Raw genomic sequence first — 23,205 nt, 5'->3', positions numbered from 1 at the left:
CAACTTCATCGTCAAATTACTTAAATAAAGTTTATGCTTAAACGTTTCCATTTTCTGTTGTTTGGTTTATTTATATTGTCGCTGTCTATCTGCGTATCTTTACCAGCAATTTCAACTGAAAATAGTGGTTATTTAAATCAGCAAAACCAATCAGTAGAGACTTTGGTTAAATCTGCCAATGATAGCGGCAAAGCAGAGAATTTGCTGGAACAAGGCAAACAATTTTACCAAGCCGGACAATTTAGCGACGCTGCCCAAGCTTGGCAATCAGCAGCATCAAATTTTGAAGCTCAAAAGGATACGCTGAATCAAGCAAGGGCATCGACAATGCTGTCGTTAGCTCTTCAGCAACTCGGACAGTGGAAAGAAGCAAAAGAAGCTATATCAAAAAGTCTCAATCTCCTCAATAATTCACAAGCCAAAAATCAAAACTCAGCACTGATTTTGGCACAAGCATTAAACGCCAAAGGTAATTTGGAATTGGCGCAGGGAAATGCGGAAGAAGCTTTGGCTATTTGGCAACAAGCTGCTGCAACATACACAAAAGCAGGCGATCGCGCAGGTGCGATCGGTAGCCTGATTAACCAAACTCAAGCAATGCAAACCTTGGGCTTGTATCGTCGCGCTTCCGCTACCTTACAAGAGGTGGAGCAAACCCTCCAAAAAGAGCCAGACTCCCTGCTCAAATCTATAGGATTGCGGAGTTTGGGTAACGCCCTCAGACAAGTGGGAGATTTAAAACGCTCCCGCGAAATATTGCAACAAAGTTTGGAGATTGCCAAGAGATTGCAATCCACGCCAGACATCGGCGAAACGCTGCTAAGTTTGGGCAATACATCTCGCATCCAGCAAGACGCGGCAGCAGCGCTAAAGTTTTATCAAGAAGCTGCTAGCACATCTACTTCCGAGCTTACGCAAGTCCAGGCGACGCTGAATCAACTAAGCCTATTGCTAGAACAAAAGCATTTAGAAGATGCCAAAAGTTTGTTAGGGCAAATTCAGTCCCAGGTGAATAATTTACCGGCGACGCGAGCGGGTATCTATGCCAGGATTAACTTAGCTCAAAGCATGAAAAATTTGTTAAAGAAAAATGCTTTGCCGGATGCGATCGACAAGGTAAAACTGACCAAAGATATGGCACAGTTGTTAGTAACATCTGTCCAACAAGCGGAAAGCCTCAAAGACGCACGAGCAAAAAGTTACTCTCTCGGCAATCTTGGCAGTTTGTATAGAGAAAATCAACAATGGTCGGATGCAAAAGAATTAACCGAGCAAGCTTTGTCGATCGCGCAGGCGATTAATGCTGGGGATATTGCTTACCAGTGGCAATGGCAATTGGGACAACTGCTGCAAAAGGAAGGAAAAATAAAAGATGCGATCGCCGCCTATACCGAAGCAGTCAACACCTTACAATCCTTACGTAGCGACTTAGTAGCGATCAATCAAGACGTACAATTCTCCTTCCGGGATAGCGTCGAACCAGTTTACCGAGAGTTAGTGGGACTGCTTTTACAACCGGAAAACCAAAGCCAGGAAGCTACAAGTCAAAATCCCATCGACAAAGCCCGTAAGGTTATCGAATCTCTGCAACTGGCAGAATTAGACAACTTCTTTCGGGAATCCTGTTTAGACGCCAAACCAGTGGCGATCGATCGAATTGACCCCACCGCCGCCGTCATTTATCCGATTATTTTGGCAGACAGATTAGAGGTAATTCTCAACATACCTGGGCAACCCTTGCGCCACTACGCAACAGCGATGCCAAATGACAAAGTGGAAAGCTCTATAGACCAACTGCGCCAATCCCTCAGCCCGGTTGCTTCTACCTCCCAGCGTTTGCGCCTTTCCCAACAATTTTACGATTGGTTGATTCGTCCGGCGGAGGCAGATTTAGCTAAAAACGGAATTCAAACTCTAGTATTCATACCCGATGGCTCGATGCGGAATCTGCCGATGGCAGTCCTCTACGACGGTAATCAGTTTTTGGTGGAGAAATACCGCATCGCCGTCACTCCAGGTCTGCAACTGCTAGAGCCCAGAACTTTGAAACAGCGATCGTTCCGGGTACTAACTGCGGGACTGACAGAAGCTCGTCAAAACTTTTCGGCACTACCTGCGGTAAAAACGGAATTGAGCCAAATCAGTGCAGAAGTGCCAACTACCGTACTCTTGAATGGGCAGTTTACCAGCAACACCCTCCAAAAAGAGATTAAGGAAACTGCTTTCCCAGTCGTTCACCTGGCAACTCACGGTCAGTTTAGTTCCAATGCTGAGGAAACTTTTATTCTCACCTGGGATAATAAAATTAACGTCAAAGAGTTTGATGAATTACTGGAAGTAAGATTGAAAGGCGAATCGAAACCGATCGAGTTGTTGGTTCTGAGTGCCTGCCAAACGGCGACCGGAGATAAACGAGCTGCCTTGGGACTGGCAGGAATGGCGGTGCGATCTGGAGCAAGGAGTACGATCGCCTCTTTGTGGTCGGTCAACGATGCCGCCACATCCGAGTTGATGACTCAATTCTACCGAGAGCTATCTCAAGCAGGAATCAGTAAAGCCGAAGCTCTCCGCCGCGCTCAGCTAAATCTGCTCAACAATCCCACTTACAAGCATCCCTATTACTGGGCACCCTTCGTGCTGGTGGGAAATTGGCTTTGAAGAAAAGGGAGTCAAAAGTCAAAAGTCAAAAGTCAAAAGTCAAAATTTGTCCCGACCCCCTAAATATTACTTTCCCCCTCTCCGTGGCGGAGAGGGGGGTTGGGGGGGTGAGGTCGCTCCTGTCAATAGTGAAAAACCGACAAATTTTCACAAAATTGCAGATTCTGCTTGGTAGCTAGGTTTGATGTAACTTTAAAAACAGATAGCCAAAATATGTGAAACCAGAGTCTAGCTTTTAAAGTCAAATGAGTGGGATGCAATTTTACCTAATATGAATGTGATTAAGTTACCCTTAACTCTCAGCACCCTGCTGGTGGCTGTAGGTTTACAAAGTGCGATCGTTCCAACTTCGCTAGCGAGGTTAGAGGCGCAGTACGATCGAGCCACCACAACCCAAACATCCCCCAACAGCTGGGTAGTCAGTCAGACATATGTACCTCCCAACCGACAGGCACCGAGTACAACTGCGGGAGGGGCAACGCGGGGAGAATGCGTGGAGTCGGCAGAGTCTCTGAGAGCTTTGATGCCTTCTAATAACTTGTCATTGACGACCGCAGAGTATCCGACACTATATTGGTATATTCCTCAATCCACGGCAAAGGCATTGCAGTTCGAGCTGCGAGATGCCAATGAAAAGACGTTGTGGATAAAAACTTTTAGAATTCCTGCTACTTCCGGTATTATCAGTTTTACTTTACCGAGCGAGTTAGCACCTTTAGCAGTGAATCAATCGTATCATTGGTATCTGATCATGGTTTGTCCTGGCGGAAAACCAGATGATAAAAGTGGGAATGTTTTTGTAGACGGATGGATCGAGCGAACCGAACCCAGCCCAACTTTGGTGAAGGATCTGGAGAAGGCGACACCGAGCGATCGACCCGGCTTATATGCAGCAGCAGGCATTTGGCAGGACTCGCTCACCACCTTAGTTGAGCTACGCCGCGACAATCCTGAAGACTCTACGCTGGCACGTCAGTGGCAAAAACTCCTCAAATCAGTCGGACTAGATCCCGTAGTCGAAAAGCCCCTGGTTGACTGCTGCACTGCCAACAGGTGATTGGTAAGTGTCAAAAGTCAATTGTACGAGCCGATTGCCAATTACCGATTAGCAAAGTGGTAGGTTTATGTGGTCTAAGCTGAAACGGCAAATTTGGGAATGGCGCGGAGTATTTATTACAGCTCCCAGTGTGGCTGGATTAATCATACTTTTGCGCTTTGCCGGACTTTTGCAGCTGTTGGAATGGTCAGCTTACGATCGATTTATTGGCCTGCGTCCCCAGGAGCAACCGGACGATCGCATTGTGATTGTCGGCATTACCGAGACAGACCTAAAAACATTAAAGCAGTGGCCAATTCACGATGACGTATTGGCCAAATTACTCAATAAAATTAAACAACAGCGACCCATAGCAATTGGTTTGGACATCTATCGCGATTTGCCTGTTGAGCCTGGAAATAAAGAATTGGTACAGGTGTATAATTCCACACCCAACTTGATTGGCATCAAGAAAATGGTTGGAGGTTCCAGTGGCCCTGCTGTAGACCCACCGCAGGCGCTGCAAGCGAAGAATCAAATTGGGGCTAACGATATACCATTGGATACGGATAGCAAGATCCGTCGGCATTTCCTGTACATTTCAAAACGTGACGAAACCATAGAGAGTTTGGCGCTGAGATTGGCTCTCATTTATCTTGAGAGAAAAGGCATTAAACCTCAAGGTGCGGCGCTAAATCCAGCGAATTTGCAATTGGGTCAAACTGTGTTTGTTCCTTTTGAAGCGAATGATGGCGGCTATGTAAGCGCTGATGCCAGAGGATATCAGATTCTGCTAAACTTTCGCGGGCCGGCTGACACTTTCAAGAGCGTGTCTTTGATGGATGTACTGGAGAATCGCATCCCGTCCGACTTGATGCGCGATCGCATCGTGATGATCGGCTCAACAGCAGACAGCCTCAACGATCTCCTCTACACTCCTTACAGCAGCAGTATCATCGGCATTCCCAAGCGAACTTCTGGAGTAGAAGTTCATGCCAATCTCACAAGCGCGATTTTGAGCGCCGCACTAGAAGGTCGTCCCTTAATCAAAAGTTGGCCAGAGTGGTTGGAGTGGCTGTGGATTTTTGCTGCTGCCAGTGTTGGTGCTATTTTAAGTTGGATACGCCGATATAAGGGAGGAGTTGCCAAATTTTCCATTAGAAGAACGGCTAGTATGCTGTTGGCAGTCGGAAGTATAGTGTCGATCGCATACTTGGCATTCCTGCGAGGTTGGTGGATTCCTGTCGTTCCTCCAGTACTGGCTTTTGCAGGATCTACGATCGCCATTACCGGTTATATTGCCCGTACAGCAGGAGAAATTCGCAACACTTTTAGTCGCTACCTCACCGATGAAGTAGTAGCCAGTTTGCTTGAGTCGCCCGAAGGATTGAAGTTGGGCGGCGAGAGACGTAAAATTACGATTTTAATGTCAGATTTAAGAGGATTCTCCGCCGTATCCGAACGTTTGCCACCGGAAACAGTCGTTTCGATGTTAAACATCTACTTGGGGGATATGGCTGATGTGATTGTCAAGTACCAGGGAACCATTGACGAGTTCATCGGCGATGCCATTTTGATTCTTTTTGGAGCCCCAACACAGAGAGAAGATGATGCTGAAAGAGCAGTTGCTTGCGCCATAGCCATGCAACTGGCTATGGATACTGTTAACCAAAAAAACGATCGCTTGGGCTTGCCCAAAATAGAAATGGGTATAGGCATCAACACAGGTGAAGTGGTAGTAGGAAATATCGGTTCATCGAAACGCGCTAAGTATGGTGTAGTCGGTAGCCATGTCAACCTAACTGCTCGTATAGAATCTTACACACTGGGGGGCGAAATTTTGATTTCCGAGGATACCCTTAAAGATATAGGTGACATCCTACAAGTAGATGGGGATTTCCCAGCACAGCCAAAAGGTTTTAACGAGCCTATCACCATTTATGAAGTAGGAGGTATCGGTGGTAAGTACAACCTCAAACTGCCCAAGCAAGAAGATTTACTTATCAAACTAAAAGATGAATTACCCGTACAGTATGGCGTTCTGAAAGATAAGCATTTGGATGGCAGTACGTCCAAAGGAAGCTTAGTTAAACTGTCAACCAAAGGTGCTGAACTGCGTTCAGATATTATGCTGAAAGCACGAGAAGATAATATTAAGATGAGCTTCTTAATCGGCTCGGATCGAACAACAATAGTTGGAGATATTTATGGCAAAGTTTTGAGAAAAATTAGATATGAAGAAAATAATTATTACATTGTGTTTACTAATATTTCGCCGGAGGCAAAAGCGATAATCAACCAAATTTATAACAGCTATGGAAATGCAAACTGAAAAAATAATTAAAGTCTTGAGCCTGAATCATTACATAATGGGGCACGCTACTTATCAGAATATATTGGAAAAAACATTTCAAGAACATATTCAAGAAATTGAGTTTAACTCATTGCATTTACCAGATTACTTCAAGGGAGATTTTTTGGGTAGATTGCTTTACTGGTTGCTCAGCAAACAGCTACCTGGCGCTCACAAAGTAGATTATGACTTTCACAGATTTCGGACTGAGCTAGCCACATCATTTTTTGCACGTCGCTGTTTAGAACGCGCTTTAAAAAATTACCAGCCAGATGTTCTTCACCTTCATACCCAAGCAATTGCCTACCTTGCCGCTCCCCTATTAAAAAAGTTTCCCTCTGTAGTTTCAATAGACAACACCGCAGCTTTACTCTCAAGGGATCGACCATTTCCATCTCCTATTACTTGTAGACCGATCGTAGAAGTTGAGCGTCAATGTTTTAGAGCAGCAGACCATATCATTACTTGGTCAGAACGAGCGCGACGCTCTGTAATTGATGATTATGGTATTTCACCAACAAAAGTTACTCACATTCATCCAGGTGTGCCTTTAGAGCTTTTCTTTGGCATAAGCCCTCAAGAAAAATCTACTCATAGTAAGCCTCGCCTGCTATTTGTCGGCAATGACTTTGTACGTAAAGGCGGAGAAGATGTCCTGGCAGTCTTTATGGAATCTCTCAGCGATATATGCGAACTTGATATTGTTACGAATGCCTCTTTCAACTTAAATAGTACAACGAATGTCAGAATCCATCGAGGTATTGGTGCATTTTCTCCAGAAATTATAAAGTTATATACAGCATCTGATATATTTGTTATGCCTACTCATGAGGAAGTGTATGGAATAGTGTTTACAGAAGCGATGGCAGCAGGTTTGCCTTGTATTGGTACTACAGTTATGGCAGTGCCAGAATTAGTCCAGGATGGGGTGAATGGGTTTACAGTGAAACCGCGCGATCGCACAGCCTTGCGAGAAGCGATCCTTAAATTAATTAACGATCCCAATCTCAGATTATCAATGGGTCAAGCAGGTAGAGAAATTGCCAAAAAACAATTTGATGCTATTATGAATTGCCAGCAAATTGCCAAAATATTTGCTGAATTATCAGCCCAAAATAAAAACATTGATTTAAAGGAATAAATCTACAATGAGCAATCCTGTATGTATTTGCGGCTCGGAAAAGTTTGATATAGTTATTGAAGGTAATTATTCTTATTTTACCGCCAATGGAAAAGTCGTGCCATTTCAAGCACTCAAATGCTTGTCATGTGGATTGGTAATGACAAACCCAGCACCTGTAGAAGTTGATAAAGATAGCGAAGTAGAGATACATGAGGACGACTACATCAATTATCTGGAAGAGAGCGCCTATAGAATTAACCAATTAAAGCCGTATTTAAACGACTCCACAAAGATACTAGAAATTGGTTGTTACACCGGGAAGCTAGTGGAAATGGCTGCACAATTTGGAGTCAAAGAATCTATTGGAATAGAACTATTAAGTAAAGCCGCAGCTTATGGCAAGAGCTTAGGTAGAGATATCAGAGATATGCTTCTGGAAGAGTGCAACTTTCCATCTAACTACTTTGATGTCATACAAGCTCATCACGTACTTGAACACATACCCAATTTGCCAGAAACATTAGATGAAATTTGGAGAGTGCTTAAGCCAAATGGTATATTTTATGTAACAGTACCGCGATACAACTCTGTTTTTGTCAGGTCTGTCAATTGGGCAGGATGGTATCCTCAAGAACATTTTTGGCATTTTACAGAAAAGACTTTAATTGAGTTATTCGCTAAGCATGAATTTGAAATATCTAAATTTTGCTGTCCGATACATCATGCTACCAAAAAAGATAAATTTTACGGAGTCAAAAAAATGCTGAAATGGGGAGTAAAAAATTTAAATATGGGGGATACGCTAGAGGCTTTTTTTATAAAAAAAATTAAATAAGGCAGGGATTAACTAATCTTCTAATTTTATGGTGCATAAATCGGCTGAAATAAACTTAAGCGTAGCATTAGTAACTCGAAACAGACCGGAGAGTTTGGAGCGTTGTTTAAAAAGTTTGCGATCGCAAAGTATTCAACCTTTTGAAGTAGTAGTTTCCGATGATTCCGATCCTGAATTAGCACCCAAAACAGAAGCAGTAGCAAAGCATTGGAACTGCCGCTATATTATTGGGCCGCGTCGCGGTCTTTATGCCAATCGAAATTATACTGCTTTAGCTTGTCAGGGTACGCATATTCGCACGATGGATGACGATCACGTCTTGCCAGATGGACATATGGAGCGGTGTATGGTAGCTGTTTGCTCCGATCCCAAATCTATCTGGACAACTGGAGAAATAGGTTTTATCAATGGGGAGTATTGTGGGATTTCTCAAACAGCAAGCCAATTATACCCATCTGGAGTGGCTGGTGAAGTGACAGATGTTGATGATAATTGGGCGATCGCTGATGGCGCTACAATTTATCCCAGAGAAGTTTTTGACCGAGGACATAGAATGGTGGAATGGTTTCCCTTTGGATCTAGCTACTTAGAGTTTGGAGCCTACCTCTACTACCACGGCTTTCGCAGTCGTTGCGTTCTCGGTGCATTAATTAAACACTATGCTGATGAAACTACTGTGAAGCGACAAGACAACATCAATGTCATTGAAAGCCAGCTTTATGCTAGTCTTTGTTTTAACCTGTTCTTTAAACCTAATCCAGCACTTGCTGTCAGATATAGTTTTGCATCGCTACGCTACTCGAATTTTAACCTAGATTTATTGTGGAAGTTACCTAAAATTATAGGCAAAGCCAAAAAGCGCTGGCAGAAAAATTAAAGCTAAAGTTGCGAAGCTGTATATTCTAATAAACACCTGAAAGGAGTAACAATGAAGACCGTAAAAAAGATAAACTACTTTAAAAACCTCCTGTTGCGCTCCAACTTTAACTACTATAGAATGGCGATGGCTCGTCCGCCTTATTGGATTGCAGCGAACGGCAAAACTTGTCAGGTATTTGCTGGTAACGATTTGGGGTCGGCAACTTGTTACGGAGAGGTAATTGTTCAGGATTGCTATGATATTTTTCAATGGTCAAAACAATTAAAGCCATCAGTAATAGTAGATATTGGTGCGAATGTAGGGATGTTTAGCAAGCTTTGCAGCTTACTGTTTCCCGATGCTGATATATATGCCTACGAACCAAATCCAATAGCATTAAGTTGGCTCGAACAAAATGCAAAGATGACTAATATAAAAGTGTTTCCTTATGCGGTTACCGATCGCACAGGAGTGGTAATGCTGGATACGAAATCTGACTCTACAAATGGGCAGATCGGTGCAGAAGGTAACTTACCTGTCAATTGTATAAGTGCCTCTGAGGTAGCTGAAGGGCGTCAAATCGATTTGTTGAAGATGGATTGTGAGGGGTCGGAGTGGTCAATATTCCAGAATACCGAACTACTCAAACGTACTCAAAACTTTTGTATGGAGTATCATTTGTTTGATAAACAAACTATTCAAGAGCTACAAGAGTTAATTGAAAGATCGGGTCATCGGATCGTCCGCATATCTCCCCAAGAAAATTGGCAGAGTACGGTAGGTATTCTTTGGTCAACACATATGTAAAAATATTTTTTCCGTTTTATGTCATTGAAAAGAAGTGTAGCAGATGGAATAGTATGGTTGGTAAGCAAGATGATAACCAACCATAAAAATACACCGAAAAAAATCAAGTCTATTTTTGTTTTACGAAACAACGATATTGGCGATCTATTAGTAATAACTCCGCTTTTTGAGGCTTTAAAGCTGCGGTTCCCGGAATCTGAGATTGTGGCTGGGGTAGGCGAGTGGAACGTCGAAATTCTGAAGCTAAATCCGTATATTTCAGAAGTAATGACAGTTAACGCTCCCTGGAACAATAAAGTGATTCCTAACCAAAGTTTATGGGATGCAGTCAACTATATTGCTTTTTCATCTGAGAGTGAGGAGTTGACAAAACGGCGTTTTGATGTGGGTATTGATATTTTAGGAAGCTATTTTGGTTCGTTGCTGATGATGAGGGCGGGTATCCCCTATCGTTTGGGGGTACGGGGATATGCAGGCGGACACACAGCAACGCAAAAGTACGTGCAATTTGATGAGTGGCAAAACGTCGGTCGTGCAGCTCTGCGTTTTGCCGAACTGTTGGGTGCGACTCAATTGCCAGAGTGCAGACCGCAAATATTCCTGAGCGAGAGCGAACTCCAGGCGGGCGAGCATCGGTGGTCACCCAAAGGCGATCGAACAGATCGACCATTACAGCGCATCGTTATTGGGCCAGGGGGAGGTTTTGTCGAGAAGTGCTGGCCTTTGGAAAACTACGTAGCTCTGGTAAAAATGCTGACGCTGCGAGACAATCTAGAAGTTATTATCGTTGGGGGAAAGCACGATCGCTCTGCCGGTCAACAATTAGCCGCAATTTCACAGGAGGTGCGGAATTTAGCTGGAGATCTGACACTACGGGAAACTTTCGCTCTGGTAGCTGCTGCTGATTTTGTCGTCTGCAACTCCAGTATGTTGATGCACGCCGCTGCTGCTTTCTCCATACCTACGGTTGTTTTGCTTGGAGATTGTTTTCCTTCGACTAAACAGCACGCGGCATTGTGGGGTTACGATCGAATGTGCCATATATATGGTAAAGAGAGCGATCGTCAGGAACTTTATACGCCGCCGGAGGTTATGGAAATTATCGCCAAGTTGCTCCGAAATTAATTTATAGCAACTTGTAGTTTAATCGGGCAGTCTCTATTATAATCAGACCACAGCAATGGATGTAGTACAATTGAGTGTTTACATCTAGATCGTAAAATCGCCTACTACTTTCAGTTACGGAGGCAGAAATTTATGAATTAGCAAAAATTGCTAAAGGATTGAGTCGATTGAAGTTATTTTTAAGAGATAGGTAAAGCAAAAATGACTATAATTCTTGTAACGGGTTCAGCTGGGCTGATTGGTTCCGAATCAGTACGTTTCTTTTGCGAAAAGGGATATACAGTTGTCGGCATAGACAACAATATGCGGGAGACGTTTTTTGGGAAAGGTGCTTCCACAGAATGGAACCGCGATCGCCTCTCACAAGATTATGGGGAAAAATATATCCATCATTCCATAGATATTCGGGATCGAGAAGCGATCGAGAATCTATTTAAAACCTACAGTAAAGATATTAGTTTGATAATTCACACAGCCGCTCAACCATCTCACGATTGGGCTGCTCGCGATCCTTACACTGACTTTACAGTCAACGCCAATGGCACTCTTGTATTACTAGAAAGTACCCGTCAAATTTGCCCGGATGCAGTATTTATTTTTTGTTCCACCAACAAAGTATACGGAGATTCGCCAAATTATTTACCGTTGATTGAAAAAGAATTGCGTTGGGAGATAGAAGAAACCCACCCTTACAACAAGGGTATTGATGAAAACATGAGTATCGACCAATGCAAACACTCTTTGTTTGGAGCTTCTAAAGTAGCTGCCGATGTATTGGTTCAGGAATACGGTCGTTATTTTAGTATGAAAACAGCTAGTTTTAGAGGCGGCTGTTTAACCGGGCCTAGTCACTCTGGTGCTGAGCTACATGGCTTTCTTTCTTATTTAATGAAATGCACTATGACCGGAACAGCATACAAAGTTTTCGGTTATAAAGGCAAGCAGGTTCGCGATAATATTCACAGCTACGATTTGGTCAACGCTTTTTATCATTTTTACCAAAATCCCCGCGTAGCAGAGGTATACAACATTGGTGGAGGTAGGTGTAGTAATTGCTCAATGTTAGAAGCGATTAAAGAGTGCGAAGCAATTACCGAAAAGAAGCTGAACTGGGTATATGAAGAATCAAACCGAATTGGCGACCATATCTGGTGGATAAGCGATATTGATAAATTCAAAAGTCACTACCCAGAATGGAATCTAACCTATGGTATTACAGAAATTTTGAAAGAGATATTTAACCAGAATGTCAGTCGATGGGTTTAACAGTCGATCGAGTTAACGATCTGAGAATTGACAATCATTGTTGTTTGGGGTATTTACAGCGATGTTATCAAAGCTACTTCGGAATCGGATATTGAAATTTATTATTGCAGGTGGTGTAGCAGCAACGTTCAATTTGTTGCTGATATATTGCTTGATCGACGTGCTGCGATTTGACACTCCTGTTTTACGAAATGTGGCAAATGTAGTCTCAATTGAGATGTCATTGCTGTTTAGTTTCTTCTTATACCGAATTTGGGTTTGGCCAGGAGGGAATTGGACAGTTCGAGAAGTGTGGTTGCGGCAACTTCCTCTTTATCATATGTCTGCCGGAGCTGCTATAATAGCTCGTATTTTTATTGTATTCCCCATCTTGGATTGGGTAGGAATCAATTATAAAATAAATACTTTAGTTGGCATATTCATAAATGCAGCCCTCAACTATTTGATTAGCGACAAACTGGTATTTAAGAGTCAAGTAAAACACTCAAAATACCAGGATAAGTCAGAATCAGAGTCTGAATTATATTACCCAGAGGGCTTAGCGCCAGCATTGGAAAATAGCTCTGGTTTACCAAGGCACAGTGGCAGAGAAACAGGGGATTCACCATTGAAAAATGGTTGTAAAATCGATGTTTTATCAGTGGTGATTCCCGCTCACAACGAAGAAGGATGTATTGTAGAAACTGTTGAATCTATTACTGAATTACTGGAAGAAAAAGGGATTCCTTACGAAATTTTGGTTGTTAATGATAATAGTAAAGATCGCACCGAAGAATTATTGCAGCACCTCAATTACCAAAACAGCAAAGTGCGTTATATCAACAACTATTATCCCAATGGCTTTGGTTTCGCAGTGCGCTGCGGTTTAGAGAATTTTCAAGGAGACGTCGTTGCCATTGTGATGGCGGATAGTTCCGACCATCCAGAAAATATAATAGATTATTATTATAAGTTACAAGAAGGCTATGAGTGCGTGTTTGGTTCGCGGTTTATTAGAGGTGGTAAAGTAATTGATTACCCAACTCATAAATTGATGGTAAATCGATTAGCGAATCTATTTATACAGATATTATTTGGGTTAAAATTTAACGATACAACAAACGCTTTTAAAATGTACAGAAAAGAAGTGATAGAGGGTGTTTATCCACTTTTATCGCATCACTTCAATTTGACGGTTGAAATTCCTTTAAAAGCAATAGTTAGGGGTTATTCTTACACAACAATCCCAATTATATGGCGCAACCGCAAAACGGGAGTTTCTAAGTTAAAAATAAAAGAAATGGGGAGCAGATACTTATTCATAGTCCTCTATATATTTCTGGAAAGAATTCTTTCAAGAGGGGATTATGTACGTAAGCATTACTACTCAAAGATGGGGATGAAAGTAAATTAAGGCGGCGAGTTATTTTCTAACATATGAAGCAAGAAGAATATCTGAAAAAGCTCTACTCTAGTCGCTTTGACCACAGACAGCGGAAAGCAAAATTTGCTTTGTGGAAGACTTTAATAGAAGAATTTATTCAAAAGTATATAGACCCGGATTCAGTTGTTTTGGATATAGGAGGGGGCTATTGCGAATTCATCAATCAGGTGAAAGCAAGAGAAAAATATCTAATCGACCTAAATCCCGATGCTAAATTATACGCGGATGGGTCGGTAAAAATATTTAATGTTGACATTCTGAAGGCTGATAAGGCGGAAGAACTGACCGAACAGTTTGATATTATTTTTGTATCAAACTTTTTTGAACATTTAAGCTGCAAAGAAGATTTGGTGAAAGTGTTATTGTTCTGCTTCGATCGCCTAAATCCCGGAGGCTCTCTCTTGATTATACAGCCAAACTTCAAGTACTCAGTTAAGGAGTATTATGACTTTATTGACCACGAATTACCAATTACTCATCTTTCGCTCAAAGAGGTTCTAGAGGCTATTGGTTTTCAGATCGCTGTTTTAATTCCCAGGTTCTTGCCTTATTCAACCAAAGGTAGACCCAGTTCGCCCAAACTTTTAAGCTTATATCTGAAGTTACCATTTGTTTGGCAGTTTTTGGGCGGACAGATGTTTGTTAAAGCATCAAAACCCCTCTAAATAATGGAGCGATAACAATTAAGAGGTCAAGGAAGTGAACAGAAAAGTTTTAATTACAGGAGGAGCGGGTTTTGTTGGTAGCTCTTTGGGGCTGGAGTTAGCGCAACGCTATCCAGACTGGAAAATTGCTGCTTTAGATAACCTGAAACGACGGGGTTCGGAGTTAAATTTGCCAAGGCTGAAGCAGGCAGGAATAGAGTTTATTCATGGTGATGTCCGGAATAAAGAAGACCTCGATCCTGTGGCACTTGAACCAGACTTAATATTAGAGTGTTCTGCTGAGCCATCGGTGTTAGCTGGCTATACTTCTCCTGGGTACGTACTGCAAACAAATTTAGTCGGAACTATTAATTGTCTGGAATTGGCACGGCAGACTCAGGCAGATTTTATCTTTTTGTCTACGAGTCGGGTTTATCCGATCGCGCATCTCAATGCTTTAAAATTTAGAGAAACTGAAACCAGGTTTCAACTTTTGGATGAGCAGTCTTTGCCTGGTGTTTCGAGTCAGGGTATTTCAGAAGAATTTCCCTTAGACGGAGCGCGATCGCTCTACGGATCTACTAAACTGGCATCAGAGTTGCTCATCGCTGAATATGCCGATGCTTATGGACTGAGAACTGTGGTCGATCGCTGTGGTGTGCTGACTGGGCCTTGGCAAATGGGTAAGGTCGATCAAGGTGTATTTGCTTTATGGATGGCCGCTCACTATTTTGGGCGATCGCTCAAATACATCGGTTATGGAGGTACAGGCAAACAAGTGAGAGATTTCCTACACATAGCAGATTTATTAGACTTAATTGATATACAAATTCAGAATTTGGATCGCCTGAAAGGGCAAACTTTTAATGTGGGAGGTGGCACAGAAAATACACTTTCTCTTTATGAAACTACTCTGCTTTGCCAAGAAATTACCGGACAGCAAATTGCCATTACCCCAGTAGCCGATAACCGCACAGGAGATGTTCCTATTTATCTGACAAACTCCCATAAAATTATGCAAACTACCGGATGGAAGCCGCAAAGAAATGCTCAAACCACTTTAACTGATATTTATCAATGGATTTCTGAATACAAGCATATAGTTGGTAATGTTTTTGCGTAGTTAAATAAATTAATCTTTCCCCTTATGATTGCACAGCATACTTACTCTTTGAAAAAATTTATCCTGACAGTAGCAATACCTATTGTTGCCATTTGGTCTGTACTATTTTTGTTGGGATATCCCTTACCATGTATAGACGATCTTTTCTTTACAGGAGCAGCGATTAACTTATCTAAAGGAGGAGAATTTACCAACCCGTACTTAGAAGTGTGGAACTCCGCATTGAGTAGCGGTAAATTCTACTTTCAACCTCCTTTTCACTCTTATACTTTAGCTGGGTGGCTAAAAATTGCAGGTATTAGTACAGCTAGCTTACGGTTATTCCAGTATTTATGCTACAACACATTCTCTTTATCTTGTGCGCTGCTGCTAAGATTTTACGGGTTTCCCAGACTTACAGCAATTTGTGCAACTGTTCTTTTCGCGGCGTGGCACTGTAACCCCAACCCCTACTATAGTACAGGCTTCCGCCAAGATGCTCTGGGAATGGCTTTTTTGGGGTTAGGTCTATGGCTACTCACACGGGATAACTGGTGGCGATACTTTCTGGGTTTTAGCTTTGTTGAAAGTGCTGTTTTCGCTTCACCGATTACCTCTGCCTACGGATTTTCTTTTGGCATAGCTATCTTAGGGATAAATTTGCTCTCTACAGGTGGCCTAAAAAATATTAATACTAAGTATATTCAGACAAGAGTTTTAGCGCTTTTAGCAGCAACCGTGCTAGTTTTCACTCTCTTCTTACTCTGCATAAATTTTGAACTTAAGAGTTTTTTGTCAGACTTTCTTCTGACTGCTTCTTGGCGGCAAGCTGGCAGCATTAAGGGAATCATTTTATTTTTTAGGTTGATGACAGAGTACTATGGCCCTGTTTTGAACGTACCCAGTTACATTTTATTTTTATTAATAGCTATAATAGTTTTTCAAAAAAGGCATTTCATTCCCGTAAACTTAAAAATTTTATTTATTGGGCTAACTACGGGGATGATTTTAAATATGTTCCTTTATGGCTTGGCTTTGTGGTTTAATTTTTTCTTTGTTTGGCTTGGAATTGTCTGCATAGTTTCTAAGATTGGGGGAGCAAAACAGAGGATATATGTAGCTATAATGGCATTGATGATTTATTTGTCCAGTCAAAGCTTAAATATCATATCTTTGGCAGGAAGAGAATATCTGCCACAAGCAAAATACCAACAAATTAGAGAAACTGTCCTAGCTAAACCAGACAGAAAATATGCTATAGATGAAGTAGCAGCTAGGTTTGTGTTTGACTATAAATTGCCTAAAAATTCTATAGACTTGACTTTTATGGGACCAATTGGTGCCCCTCAACTATTAGCAAAAGATAAGCCATCCGATGTTACGTGGATCGCGAGTACACATCGGCTAGCAATGCAATATCCAGAATTGAACATAAACTACCCAAGAGTTGAATTTTTAGGCCGCAGTTTCAAATCGCTACCAAGAAAGCCTTTTGAGCTTATAGTGATTCCTTAATAAGGAATTATGGTTTGTTAGTGGTAGCTCGATAGTAGAAAGTAAAAATGACGACTTCAGCCCAATTTACTTGCATCACTCCCGGTCTTCCTCCGGCGATCGATGGAGTAGGAGATTATGCCCTTAACGTGGCTAAGCAACTCCGCCAGGATTTTAACATAGAAACGCATTTTATTGTGGGCAACCCGTCTTGGGCTGGCGCAAAAGAAATCGATCGATTTGCGATCGGCCAGGTAAGCGAACGTTCTGTCGATAATCTTTTATCGCTGCTGGATAGTAACAGTCAGAAAACGGCTACGATTCTTCTACACTACGTTGGCTATGGCTATGCCAAGAGAGGTTGCCCTTTTTGGTTAGTTAATGCCTTGGAAAAGTGGCGAAAAGTTAACAACAATCGCTCTTTGGTGACGATGTTTCACGAACTTTACGCCACAGGGCCAATATGGGCCAGTTCGTTTTGGCTGTCCCCAGTGCAAAAAAACTTAGCTATTCGTTTGGCAAAACTGAGCGATCGCTGTCTCACCAGTCATCAAGGCTATGCCCAAATCTTACACCAGTTAAGCTCCGGCAAACATTCTCAAATCCACGCCATCCCAGTCTTTTCCAATATTGGCGAACCAAAACAAGTCCCCCCCCTAGCACATCGTCCTCGCTCTTTAGTGGTTTTCGGCAGTTCCAGCAACCGCCTGCGAGTTTATCAGAGGTCGTTATCAAATCTGGAATTGACTTGCCAACAGTTGGAGATTGAAGAGATATGGGATGTGGGGCCACCTACGGGTCTCGATCTTTCTAAAATTAATGGCATACCAGTAGTGGTGATGGGTAAGAGAACGGCGGCGGAGATTAGCGCGATCCTATTAAATTCTGTAGCTGGCTTTTTTGACTACCATACGCAGTATCTGGCTAAATCCGGTGTTTTTGCTGCCTATAGCGCCCACGGAACGATCCCGATCGGCATTTTCTACAATGCTTTGCAGATGGATGGTTTGGAGGCGGGGAAACACTACTGGCTGGCAGATCGTCCTACAGGAAGGCTGAGTTTGGAAGTAGGGCAGGCGATCGCAGATAATGCCTATACTTGGTATCAAAGCCATAACTTATCGCTACAAGCGAAAACCTTTGCCACACAACTGTTGAGCCAAAATAATTAAGTATGGATGGATCTCTGGAAACCCAGCGTCAGCTAGCAGCACAAACCAGTGGCGGTATTAGTAGCGATCCGGTCTACGCAGCGTTTGAACGGGTATTGATACAGCTCGATCTCAAAGGTGATATTTTAGATTTTGGTGCGGGTACGGGAAATTTAACTCGGCGGCTGCAAGCGTTAGGTCGCTTTCGATCGATTAGTGCGATCGATATCATCCAGCATTCTCCCCAAGTTGATGATTCTATTAAATTTCTGACCGGAGATTTAAATTATCCCACCGACATCCCTCCCGAAACATTTGACATTATCGTCTCCGCAGAAGTAATCGAGCATTTGGAAAACCCCAGAGCAGTTGCACGCGAATGGTTTCGATTGCTCCGTCCCGGTGGAACTCTGATTTTTAGTACACCCAATAATGAAAGTTGGCGATCTTTATTGGCTCTTCTATTACAAGGACATTTTGTACTTTTTGGCGATACTTCCTATCCGGCACACATTACCCCACTTCTACGGAAAGATGTCGATCGCATCCTCAAGGAAGCTGGCTTTTCTGCACCCAAATTTATTTTTACCGATATGGGTGGTATTCCTAAGTTTCCCTCACTCCATTGGCAAACCATTTCCGCAGGACTGCTCAAAGGGTTGCGTTACAGCGATAACTTCCTGGCAATTACCCAAAAACCCGCATGAAAAATGAAAATTCTGCTTTACTCCTCAGTTTTTTGGCCGTCTACAGGTGGTGTTGAAACTATCAGCGCTACTTTAGCTGAAAATATTGTTCGTTTGGGGCATGAATGCCTAGTTGTTACCGAAACGCTTGCCAAGTCAGATGAAGAGCCGCGTATCTATAAAGTCATTAGAAAACCTAAACTTAAAGAACGTTTTGAACTGACCAGACAATGCGATTTAGTACATTCTAATGGCGCGAGCGTAGCCATGTTTCCCTTCGCAAAATTAAACAATAAACCTTTTATCTGGACACACAATGGCTACCAAGTTTCTTGTATTGATGGGTTAGGCTGGGTGGATGGCGAACCCGCTCCCATGACTCCCTTAGCTTCGATAAATTATCATTGGCAAAAAAATGGCTTAAGTTATGTTTTAAAAGAGTCAGTTAAGTTATACATTAGGCGCTATATTGCAGACAACGTAGATTTAAATATAGCTTGTTCAAACTGGGTAGCTAAACGACAAACTTGCAAAAATCAAGTGGTCGCTCATACACCTTATTCGTTAAATAAGTTCAAAGCTGCCAAAAACATTCAAAATCACCAATATGATTTTATCTACGTTGGACGTCTGGTTAGCGAAAAGGGAGTTCCCGACTTAATCCGTGCATTTCACTTATTGATTTCAGAGCCAATCCATAGTACTAAAACCCTGGCTATAGTAGGTGATGGAAATATCAGACATTCTCTAGAAAAGCTTGTCCAACAGCTAAGCTTGACAAATAATGTGTTTTTCTTTGGCTCTAAATCGGGTCAGGAATTAGTGGAAATTATCGCTAAGTCTCATATTGCCGTTGTTCCTTCAGTCTGGGAAGAGCCATTTGGAGGAGTAACATTAGAACTTTTAGCCGCTGGCAAAAATATGATTGTTTCTGAATTCGGCGGACACGCAGAGTGTGTAGGAGAGGCGGGACTGAAATTCAAAAACGGAGACGATCGCGGCCTTTATGAATGTATGATTAAACTAATCAAAGATAGCTCTTTAGCTGAAAAACAACTTGAAAGCGCTGCTTTTCAACTAGATGCTTTTGATGAAGTAAAACTTACTAAAAGATATATTGAATTATATGAAGAAGTAATTACAAAAAAATCAAATTAACTTCCGTCAATTCCCATCTATTATATATAGACAGTCATTTTCAGGAGAGTGCAATGCTAAGCACCAGTTCCCACGATAAACCAAGTTTTGCCTACGACAAAGATTACTATATTTCTCATTACGGACGAGTATTCGCCGATAAAAAATACTATAATCTGCTTTCTTTTTATTGGAAAGAGGCAATTTTTTCGGCGAATCATCTCGATGTTAACCTTTCTGTTTTGGATTTTGGTTGCGGGTTAGGACAAGTTTCAGCAGCTTTACCAAATGTGGCATTTTTTGATTTTTCCGAGTTTGCCGTAAATTTTCTGAGACAGCGCGGCCAAAAAGCTTTTGGTAGTGTAGAAGAGATTCCGCAGAATCATTTTGACATTTTACTGTCATCTCATTCTCTCGAACACTCTCCTACTCCATCTGATGACTTGAAAAAATTTCACCGCTATGTGAAACCAGCAGGTAAATTAATCTTGATTCTTCCCATAGAAGTAAAATTAACCCCCAGTATAGAACCCGATCATGACCAACATTTTTATTGTTGGACATTTCAGACAATTACTAATCTTCTCCTGCACTGTGGCTGGCGTCCTATTCGTCAAACTAAACTGTATGGCCCTTTTCTTTTAGGCAAACTTGCGTCAACCTTTTCTGAAGAACGAGCGGTTAAAATTGCCTATTCTTTGGGTCTTTTAAAGAAAAACTACCAATCACTTATGACAATTGCTGAGTCGATGATTTAAAAGAGGAGTTATTTTAGTGAAGCTACTAATTGCTCTGCTAGCCGTTGCCAGTATATTTTTATTCTCATTTTCCAATTGGCGTCGCGCTGTAAAGATAGCGTTTTTCCTTATAGTTATTGAGGGTGCGCTGAGAAAATGGGTGTTACCGCAAGCTAGCGAACTAATTTATTTTTTGAAAGATTTTTTCCTTTTAGGAGCTTACATTAAGTACTATGTAGCGGGGGGAGAAAGAAAATTTCCGATTAAAAATAACTTGGTTAATGCCATGATTTTTATGGCGGCAGGATGGTGCCTGTTGCAGGCTTTTAATCCAAGTTTAGGTTCGCCCATTATTGGCTTGTTTGGATTAAAAACCTATCTCTTCTATATTCCCTTTATTTGGATGATGCCAGTTTTATTTCCCACAGAAGAAGAGCTTTACAAATTTTTGCGATCGCACCTTTTTTTACTTATACCGGTTGGCATACTGGGCGTTGTTCAGTTTTTCAGTCCGGCATCCAGTCCGATTAACTCATACGTTCAAAGCGAAGTGGCAAAGGTGGATGTTGCCACATTCATAAATAGCGACTTAACAGCTGGAGGTGTACGCATAACAGGAACATTTTCATACATTAATAATTACGCAGCCTATTTACTAGCGTGTTTTAGCTTACTACTACCTCTACTTTCATTTAAGCAGTCAAGGTGGTGGCGGTGGGCTACTATTGCTGAATTGCTTTTATGGACAGTTAACTCTTTTATGACTGGCTCTCGCAGCACAGTTTTTAGTGCTGTGATAATTTTGGTGGGCTATCTGGGTATTAGAACTCTCACCAATCCTTATGCTGTTTTCCGTTTGTTCAAGCCTTTCTTGATACCAGCTGTTGTTGTTTCTATGGCTTCCCTAATTTGGTTTCGCCCAGCCGTGGATGCTTTTCTGAATCGTACCAGCGCAGGTCGAGATATATACGATCGCATTTTTGGTACTTTATCTGAGCCTTTTAACTATATCAATTTAAAAGGAGTTGACGGCTATGGTGCCGGTGCGACGCACTTAGGAGGTGCAGCGCTTCGGCTTGCTTTAAATTTACCCCCTGGCGAAGCTATTCCTGTCGGTTATGAGGCAGAAATGGGGAGAATAGCTTTAGAGCTAGGTGTAATCGGTTTTATCATATGGTATGCGTTAAGAGTAAGTATAATTATTTCTCTTTTTATGGTATTCTGGAAATTGAAAAGACCGTTCCTTCGTCAGTTAGCACTAACCGCTTTTCTTTTACACGCAATTTGGATCAACGGGCAGCTTGTTTTTCACCATACCTTCGCAACTTACTACTGGTTTTCCACCGGTTTTATCTTTCTATTACCTCGGTTGGAACAAGTGATGAATTGGCAAGAACAATTACAATGGTTAAACCAAAATGCCCAAGCCGCGTATCTCCCTGATTCACCCGATCGGCAATCCGAATTCTCGTGAAGCTGCACTGGCTTTGTGGGAAGCCGATCTGCTCGACGAAATAATTACCACAATTGCTTACAATCCTAAAGGATGGGTATCTCGGTACTTAAATTTATTGCCAAAAACAATTAAAAACCGAGTAGCTGATGAATTAGGGCGGCGGACGTGGATTGCGCCAAAGGGTGTTTGTATGCGGACGCATCCTTGGCAAGAAGCAATGCGAATTGCTCTCGTGCGGACAAAATTGAACGCTCGCTTAGGTTTTAGTTTACAAGAAACAGTTGATTGGATTTACGCTTCGATCGATCGCCACGTCGCTCAGCATCACCTTGACAACTTAGATGCTATTTACGCTTACGAAGATGGAGCAGCGACAACATTTCAAGTCGCTAAACAACGCGGGATTCTCTGCTTATACGATCTGCCCATTCTCTTCTATCGCAAAAGTCGCGACATTCAAACAGAAGAAGCTCAGCGTTTTCCAGAGTTTGCCTCGGCGTTACAAGCAGCGAGGGAACCTGCTTGGAAAATCGAGCGGAAAGAACAGGAAATTCAATTAGCCGATCGCATTTTCGTCGCCTCTTCATTTGTGCAAAATTCATTAGTGGAAGCTGGCGTCAAACCAGAAAAAATTAACGTCATTCCCTTTGGCGCACCCATCGATTATTTCTATCCCAAACCCAAAACAGACAAATTATTTCGGGCTTTATTTGTCGGTCGGATCGGCCCGCGCAAAGGCGTCCACTATTTACTGCAAGCGTGGCAAGAATTGAAATTACCAGAAGCTGAATTATTGCTAGTGGGAATTAATGAATTTCCGGATAATTATTTGGCACAATATCAAAATAAAATTCGTTATATTCCATCCGTACCTCACGCTTCATTAAACAACTATTATTCTAGTGCCGATGTTTTAGTTCTGCCCACACTTGTGGAAGGACTTCCTCTGGTGGTGTTGGAAGCGATGGCTTGCGGTATTCCCGTTATTACTACCCCAAACGCGGGCGTTTCAGATATCATCGCTGACGGTGAAGAAGGTTTCATCGTACCCGTTCGCGATGTAGAAGCCCTGAAGGAAAAATTAGAGTGGTGTTACAGCCATACCTTAGAATTAGCGGAAATGGGACAACGCGCTCGACACCAAGCCGAACAACTAACCTGGGCTCGATATCGACAGCAGTTGGCAAGCCGAGTCAAAGAGGTTTTAAGCCCCGGCGATAGTGGAGGTTCTTGAACAAGCTGCACGGGTTTGCGCTCAAACCCATACAAGAATTTTTAAACTTTGGTATAATTGTCAATCGTTCAGAAAGGAG

Annotated in this window: 19 protein-coding genes; all 19 read left to right on the top strand. The window is 42.2% G+C overall.

Features of this window, described 5'->3' with window-relative positions; translation table 11 throughout:
- The first annotated feature begins 33 nt into the window (after positions 1 to 33).
- Positions 34 to 2,658 (top strand): CHAT domain-containing protein, encoded by a 2,625-nt coding sequence (locus ACE1CD_RS09810; RefSeq protein WP_374823577.1) that lies wholly within the window; start codon positions 34 to 36, stop codon positions 2,656 to 2,658.
- 271 nt (positions 2,659 to 2,929) lie between these two features.
- On the top strand, positions 2,930 to 3,715 hold the full coding sequence (locus ACE1CD_RS09805) for a DUF928 domain-containing protein (protein WP_374823574.1): 786 nt from the start codon (positions 2,930 to 2,932) through the stop codon (positions 3,713 to 3,715).
- Positions 3,716 to 3,782: 67 nt separating this feature from the next.
- Positions 3,783 to 6,026, top strand: coding sequence for a CHASE2 domain-containing protein (locus ACE1CD_RS09800; protein ID WP_374796761.1), 2,244 nt, complete (start codon positions 3,783 to 3,785; stop codon positions 6,024 to 6,026).
- Positions 6,010 to 7,188, top strand: a complete 1,179-nt coding sequence (locus tag ACE1CD_RS09795; RefSeq protein ID WP_374823571.1) for a glycosyltransferase family 4 protein — start codon at positions 6,010 to 6,012, stop codon at positions 7,186 to 7,188. The genes ACE1CD_RS09800 and ACE1CD_RS09795 overlap by 17 nt, the downstream gene beginning before the upstream one ends.
- Before the next feature lie 7 nt (positions 7,189 to 7,195).
- The gene (locus ACE1CD_RS09790; protein ID WP_374796765.1) at positions 7,196 to 8,005 is read left to right on the top strand and encodes a methyltransferase domain-containing protein; all 810 of its coding nucleotides are present in this window, start codon (positions 7,196 to 7,198) and stop codon (positions 8,003 to 8,005) included.
- Between the two features lie 28 nt (positions 8,006 to 8,033).
- A complete protein-coding gene (locus tag ACE1CD_RS09785; protein WP_374823569.1) occupies positions 8,034 to 8,882 on the top strand; it encodes a glycosyltransferase family 2 protein in 849 nt (282 codons plus the stop codon).
- A 51-nt stretch (positions 8,883 to 8,933) separates the two neighbouring features.
- Positions 8,934 to 9,671: an FkbM family methyltransferase gene (locus ACE1CD_RS09780; RefSeq protein ID WP_374796769.1), complete on the top strand. Its 738-nt coding sequence runs from the start codon at positions 8,934 to 8,936 to the stop codon at positions 9,669 to 9,671.
- Between the two features lie 69 nt (positions 9,672 to 9,740).
- Positions 9,741 to 10,796 carry a glycosyltransferase family 9 protein gene (locus ACE1CD_RS09775; RefSeq protein WP_374796771.1) on the top strand — a complete coding sequence of 352 codons (1,056 nt, stop codon included), beginning with the start codon at positions 9,741 to 9,743 and terminating at the stop codon, positions 10,794 to 10,796.
- Positions 10,797 to 10,997: 201 nt separating this feature from the next.
- Entirely contained in the window at positions 10,998 to 12,062 is a 1,065-nt protein-coding gene (locus tag ACE1CD_RS09770; RefSeq protein ID WP_374823566.1) for an NAD-dependent epimerase/dehydratase family protein, read from the top strand.
- A 91-nt stretch (positions 12,063 to 12,153) separates the two neighbouring features.
- Positions 12,154 to 13,455, top strand: coding sequence for a glycosyltransferase (locus tag ACE1CD_RS09765; RefSeq protein WP_374823563.1), 1,302 nt, complete (start codon positions 12,154 to 12,156; stop codon positions 13,453 to 13,455).
- A gap of 23 nt (positions 13,456 to 13,478) precedes the next feature.
- Complete coding sequence (locus ACE1CD_RS09760; RefSeq protein ID WP_374796777.1) at positions 13,479 to 14,150, top strand: class I SAM-dependent methyltransferase; 672 nt, start codon at positions 13,479 to 13,481, stop codon at positions 14,148 to 14,150.
- A 34-nt stretch (positions 14,151 to 14,184) separates the two neighbouring features.
- A complete protein-coding gene (locus tag ACE1CD_RS09755) occupies positions 14,185 to 15,252 on the top strand; it encodes an NAD-dependent epimerase/dehydratase family protein (RefSeq protein WP_374796779.1) in 1,068 nt (355 codons plus the stop codon).
- A gap of 486 nt (positions 15,253 to 15,738) precedes the next feature.
- Positions 15,739 to 16,746, top strand: coding sequence for a hypothetical protein (locus ACE1CD_RS09750; protein WP_374796781.1), 1,008 nt, complete (start codon positions 15,739 to 15,741; stop codon positions 16,744 to 16,746).
- Positions 16,747 to 16,793: 47 nt separating this feature from the next.
- On the top strand, positions 16,794 to 17,897 hold the full coding sequence (locus ACE1CD_RS09745; protein WP_374796783.1) for a hypothetical protein: 1,104 nt from the start codon (positions 16,794 to 16,796) through the stop codon (positions 17,895 to 17,897).
- A gap of 2 nt (positions 17,898 to 17,899) precedes the next feature.
- Positions 17,900 to 18,583 (top strand): class I SAM-dependent methyltransferase, encoded by a 684-nt coding sequence (locus ACE1CD_RS09740; RefSeq protein WP_374796785.1) that lies wholly within the window; start codon positions 17,900 to 17,902, stop codon positions 18,581 to 18,583.
- Between the two features lie 3 nt (positions 18,584 to 18,586).
- The gene (locus tag ACE1CD_RS09735; protein WP_374823560.1) at positions 18,587 to 19,720 is read left to right on the top strand and encodes a glycosyltransferase family 4 protein; all 1,134 of its coding nucleotides are present in this window, start codon (positions 18,587 to 18,589) and stop codon (positions 19,718 to 19,720) included.
- Positions 19,721 to 19,773: 53 nt separating this feature from the next.
- Positions 19,774 to 20,457 (top strand): class I SAM-dependent methyltransferase, encoded by a 684-nt coding sequence (locus ACE1CD_RS09730; RefSeq protein WP_374796789.1) that lies wholly within the window; start codon positions 19,774 to 19,776, stop codon positions 20,455 to 20,457.
- Between the two features lie 16 nt (positions 20,458 to 20,473).
- Positions 20,474 to 21,910 (top strand): hypothetical protein, encoded by a 1,437-nt coding sequence (locus ACE1CD_RS09725; RefSeq protein WP_374796791.1) that lies wholly within the window; start codon positions 20,474 to 20,476, stop codon positions 21,908 to 21,910.
- Positions 21,855 to 23,126 (top strand): glycosyltransferase family 4 protein, encoded by a 1,272-nt coding sequence (locus ACE1CD_RS09720; protein ID WP_374796793.1) that lies wholly within the window; start codon positions 21,855 to 21,857, stop codon positions 23,124 to 23,126. The genes ACE1CD_RS09725 and ACE1CD_RS09720 overlap by 56 nt, the downstream gene beginning before the upstream one ends.
- The last annotated feature ends 79 nt before the right edge of the window (positions 23,127 to 23,205 follow it).

The organism is Aerosakkonema sp. BLCC-F183 (assembly GCF_041929145.1).
In the GTDB taxonomy this organism is placed as follows: Bacteria; Cyanobacteriota; Cyanobacteriia; order Cyanobacteriales; family Aerosakkonemataceae; genus Aerosakkonema.
The sequence above is the reverse complement of the archived record's forward strand: the minus strand, read 5'-3'. Positions and strand labels throughout refer to the sequence as shown.

Bases quoted from the DNA above. Each gene is read 5' to 3' on its own strand.
- ACE1CD_RS09795 (WP_374823571.1), top strand. From the start codon at position 6,010: ATGGAAATGCAAACTGAAAAAATAATTAAAGTCTTGAGCCTGAATCAT.
- ACE1CD_RS09805 (WP_374823574.1), top strand. From the start codon at position 2,930: ATGAATGTGATTAAGTTACCCTTAACTCTCAGCACCCTGCTGGTGGCT.
- ACE1CD_RS09730 (WP_374796789.1), top strand. From the start codon at position 19,774: ATGCTAAGCACCAGTTCCCACGATAAACCAAGTTTTGCCTACGACAAA.
- ACE1CD_RS09720 (WP_374796793.1), top strand. From the start codon at position 21,855: ATGCCCAAGCCGCGTATCTCCCTGATTCACCCGATCGGCAATCCGAAT.
- ACE1CD_RS09740 (WP_374796785.1), top strand. From the start codon at position 17,900: ATGGATGGATCTCTGGAAACCCAGCGTCAGCTAGCAGCACAAACCAGT.
- ACE1CD_RS09810 (WP_374823577.1), top strand. From the start codon at position 34: ATGCTTAAACGTTTCCATTTTCTGTTGTTTGGTTTATTTATATTGTCG.
- ACE1CD_RS09790 (WP_374796765.1), top strand. From the start codon at position 7,196: ATGAGCAATCCTGTATGTATTTGCGGCTCGGAAAAGTTTGATATAGTT.
- ACE1CD_RS09775 (WP_374796771.1), top strand. From the start codon at position 9,741: ATGATAACCAACCATAAAAATACACCGAAAAAAATCAAGTCTATTTTT.
- ACE1CD_RS09735 (WP_374823560.1), top strand. From the start codon at position 18,587: ATGAAAATTCTGCTTTACTCCTCAGTTTTTTGGCCGTCTACAGGTGGT.
- ACE1CD_RS09750 (WP_374796781.1), top strand. From the start codon at position 15,739: ATGGCTTTTTTGGGGTTAGGTCTATGGCTACTCACACGGGATAACTGG.
- ACE1CD_RS09780 (WP_374796769.1), top strand. From the start codon at position 8,934: ATGAAGACCGTAAAAAAGATAAACTACTTTAAAAACCTCCTGTTGCGC.
- ACE1CD_RS09745 (WP_374796783.1), top strand. From the start codon at position 16,794: ATGACGACTTCAGCCCAATTTACTTGCATCACTCCCGGTCTTCCTCCG.
- ACE1CD_RS09770 (WP_374823566.1), top strand. From the start codon at position 10,998: ATGACTATAATTCTTGTAACGGGTTCAGCTGGGCTGATTGGTTCCGAA.
- ACE1CD_RS09785 (WP_374823569.1), top strand. From the start codon at position 8,034: ATGGTGCATAAATCGGCTGAAATAAACTTAAGCGTAGCATTAGTAACT.
- ACE1CD_RS09800 (WP_374796761.1), top strand. From the start codon at position 3,783: ATGTGGTCTAAGCTGAAACGGCAAATTTGGGAATGGCGCGGAGTATTT.
- ACE1CD_RS09760 (WP_374796777.1), top strand. From the start codon at position 13,479: ATGAAGCAAGAAGAATATCTGAAAAAGCTCTACTCTAGTCGCTTTGAC.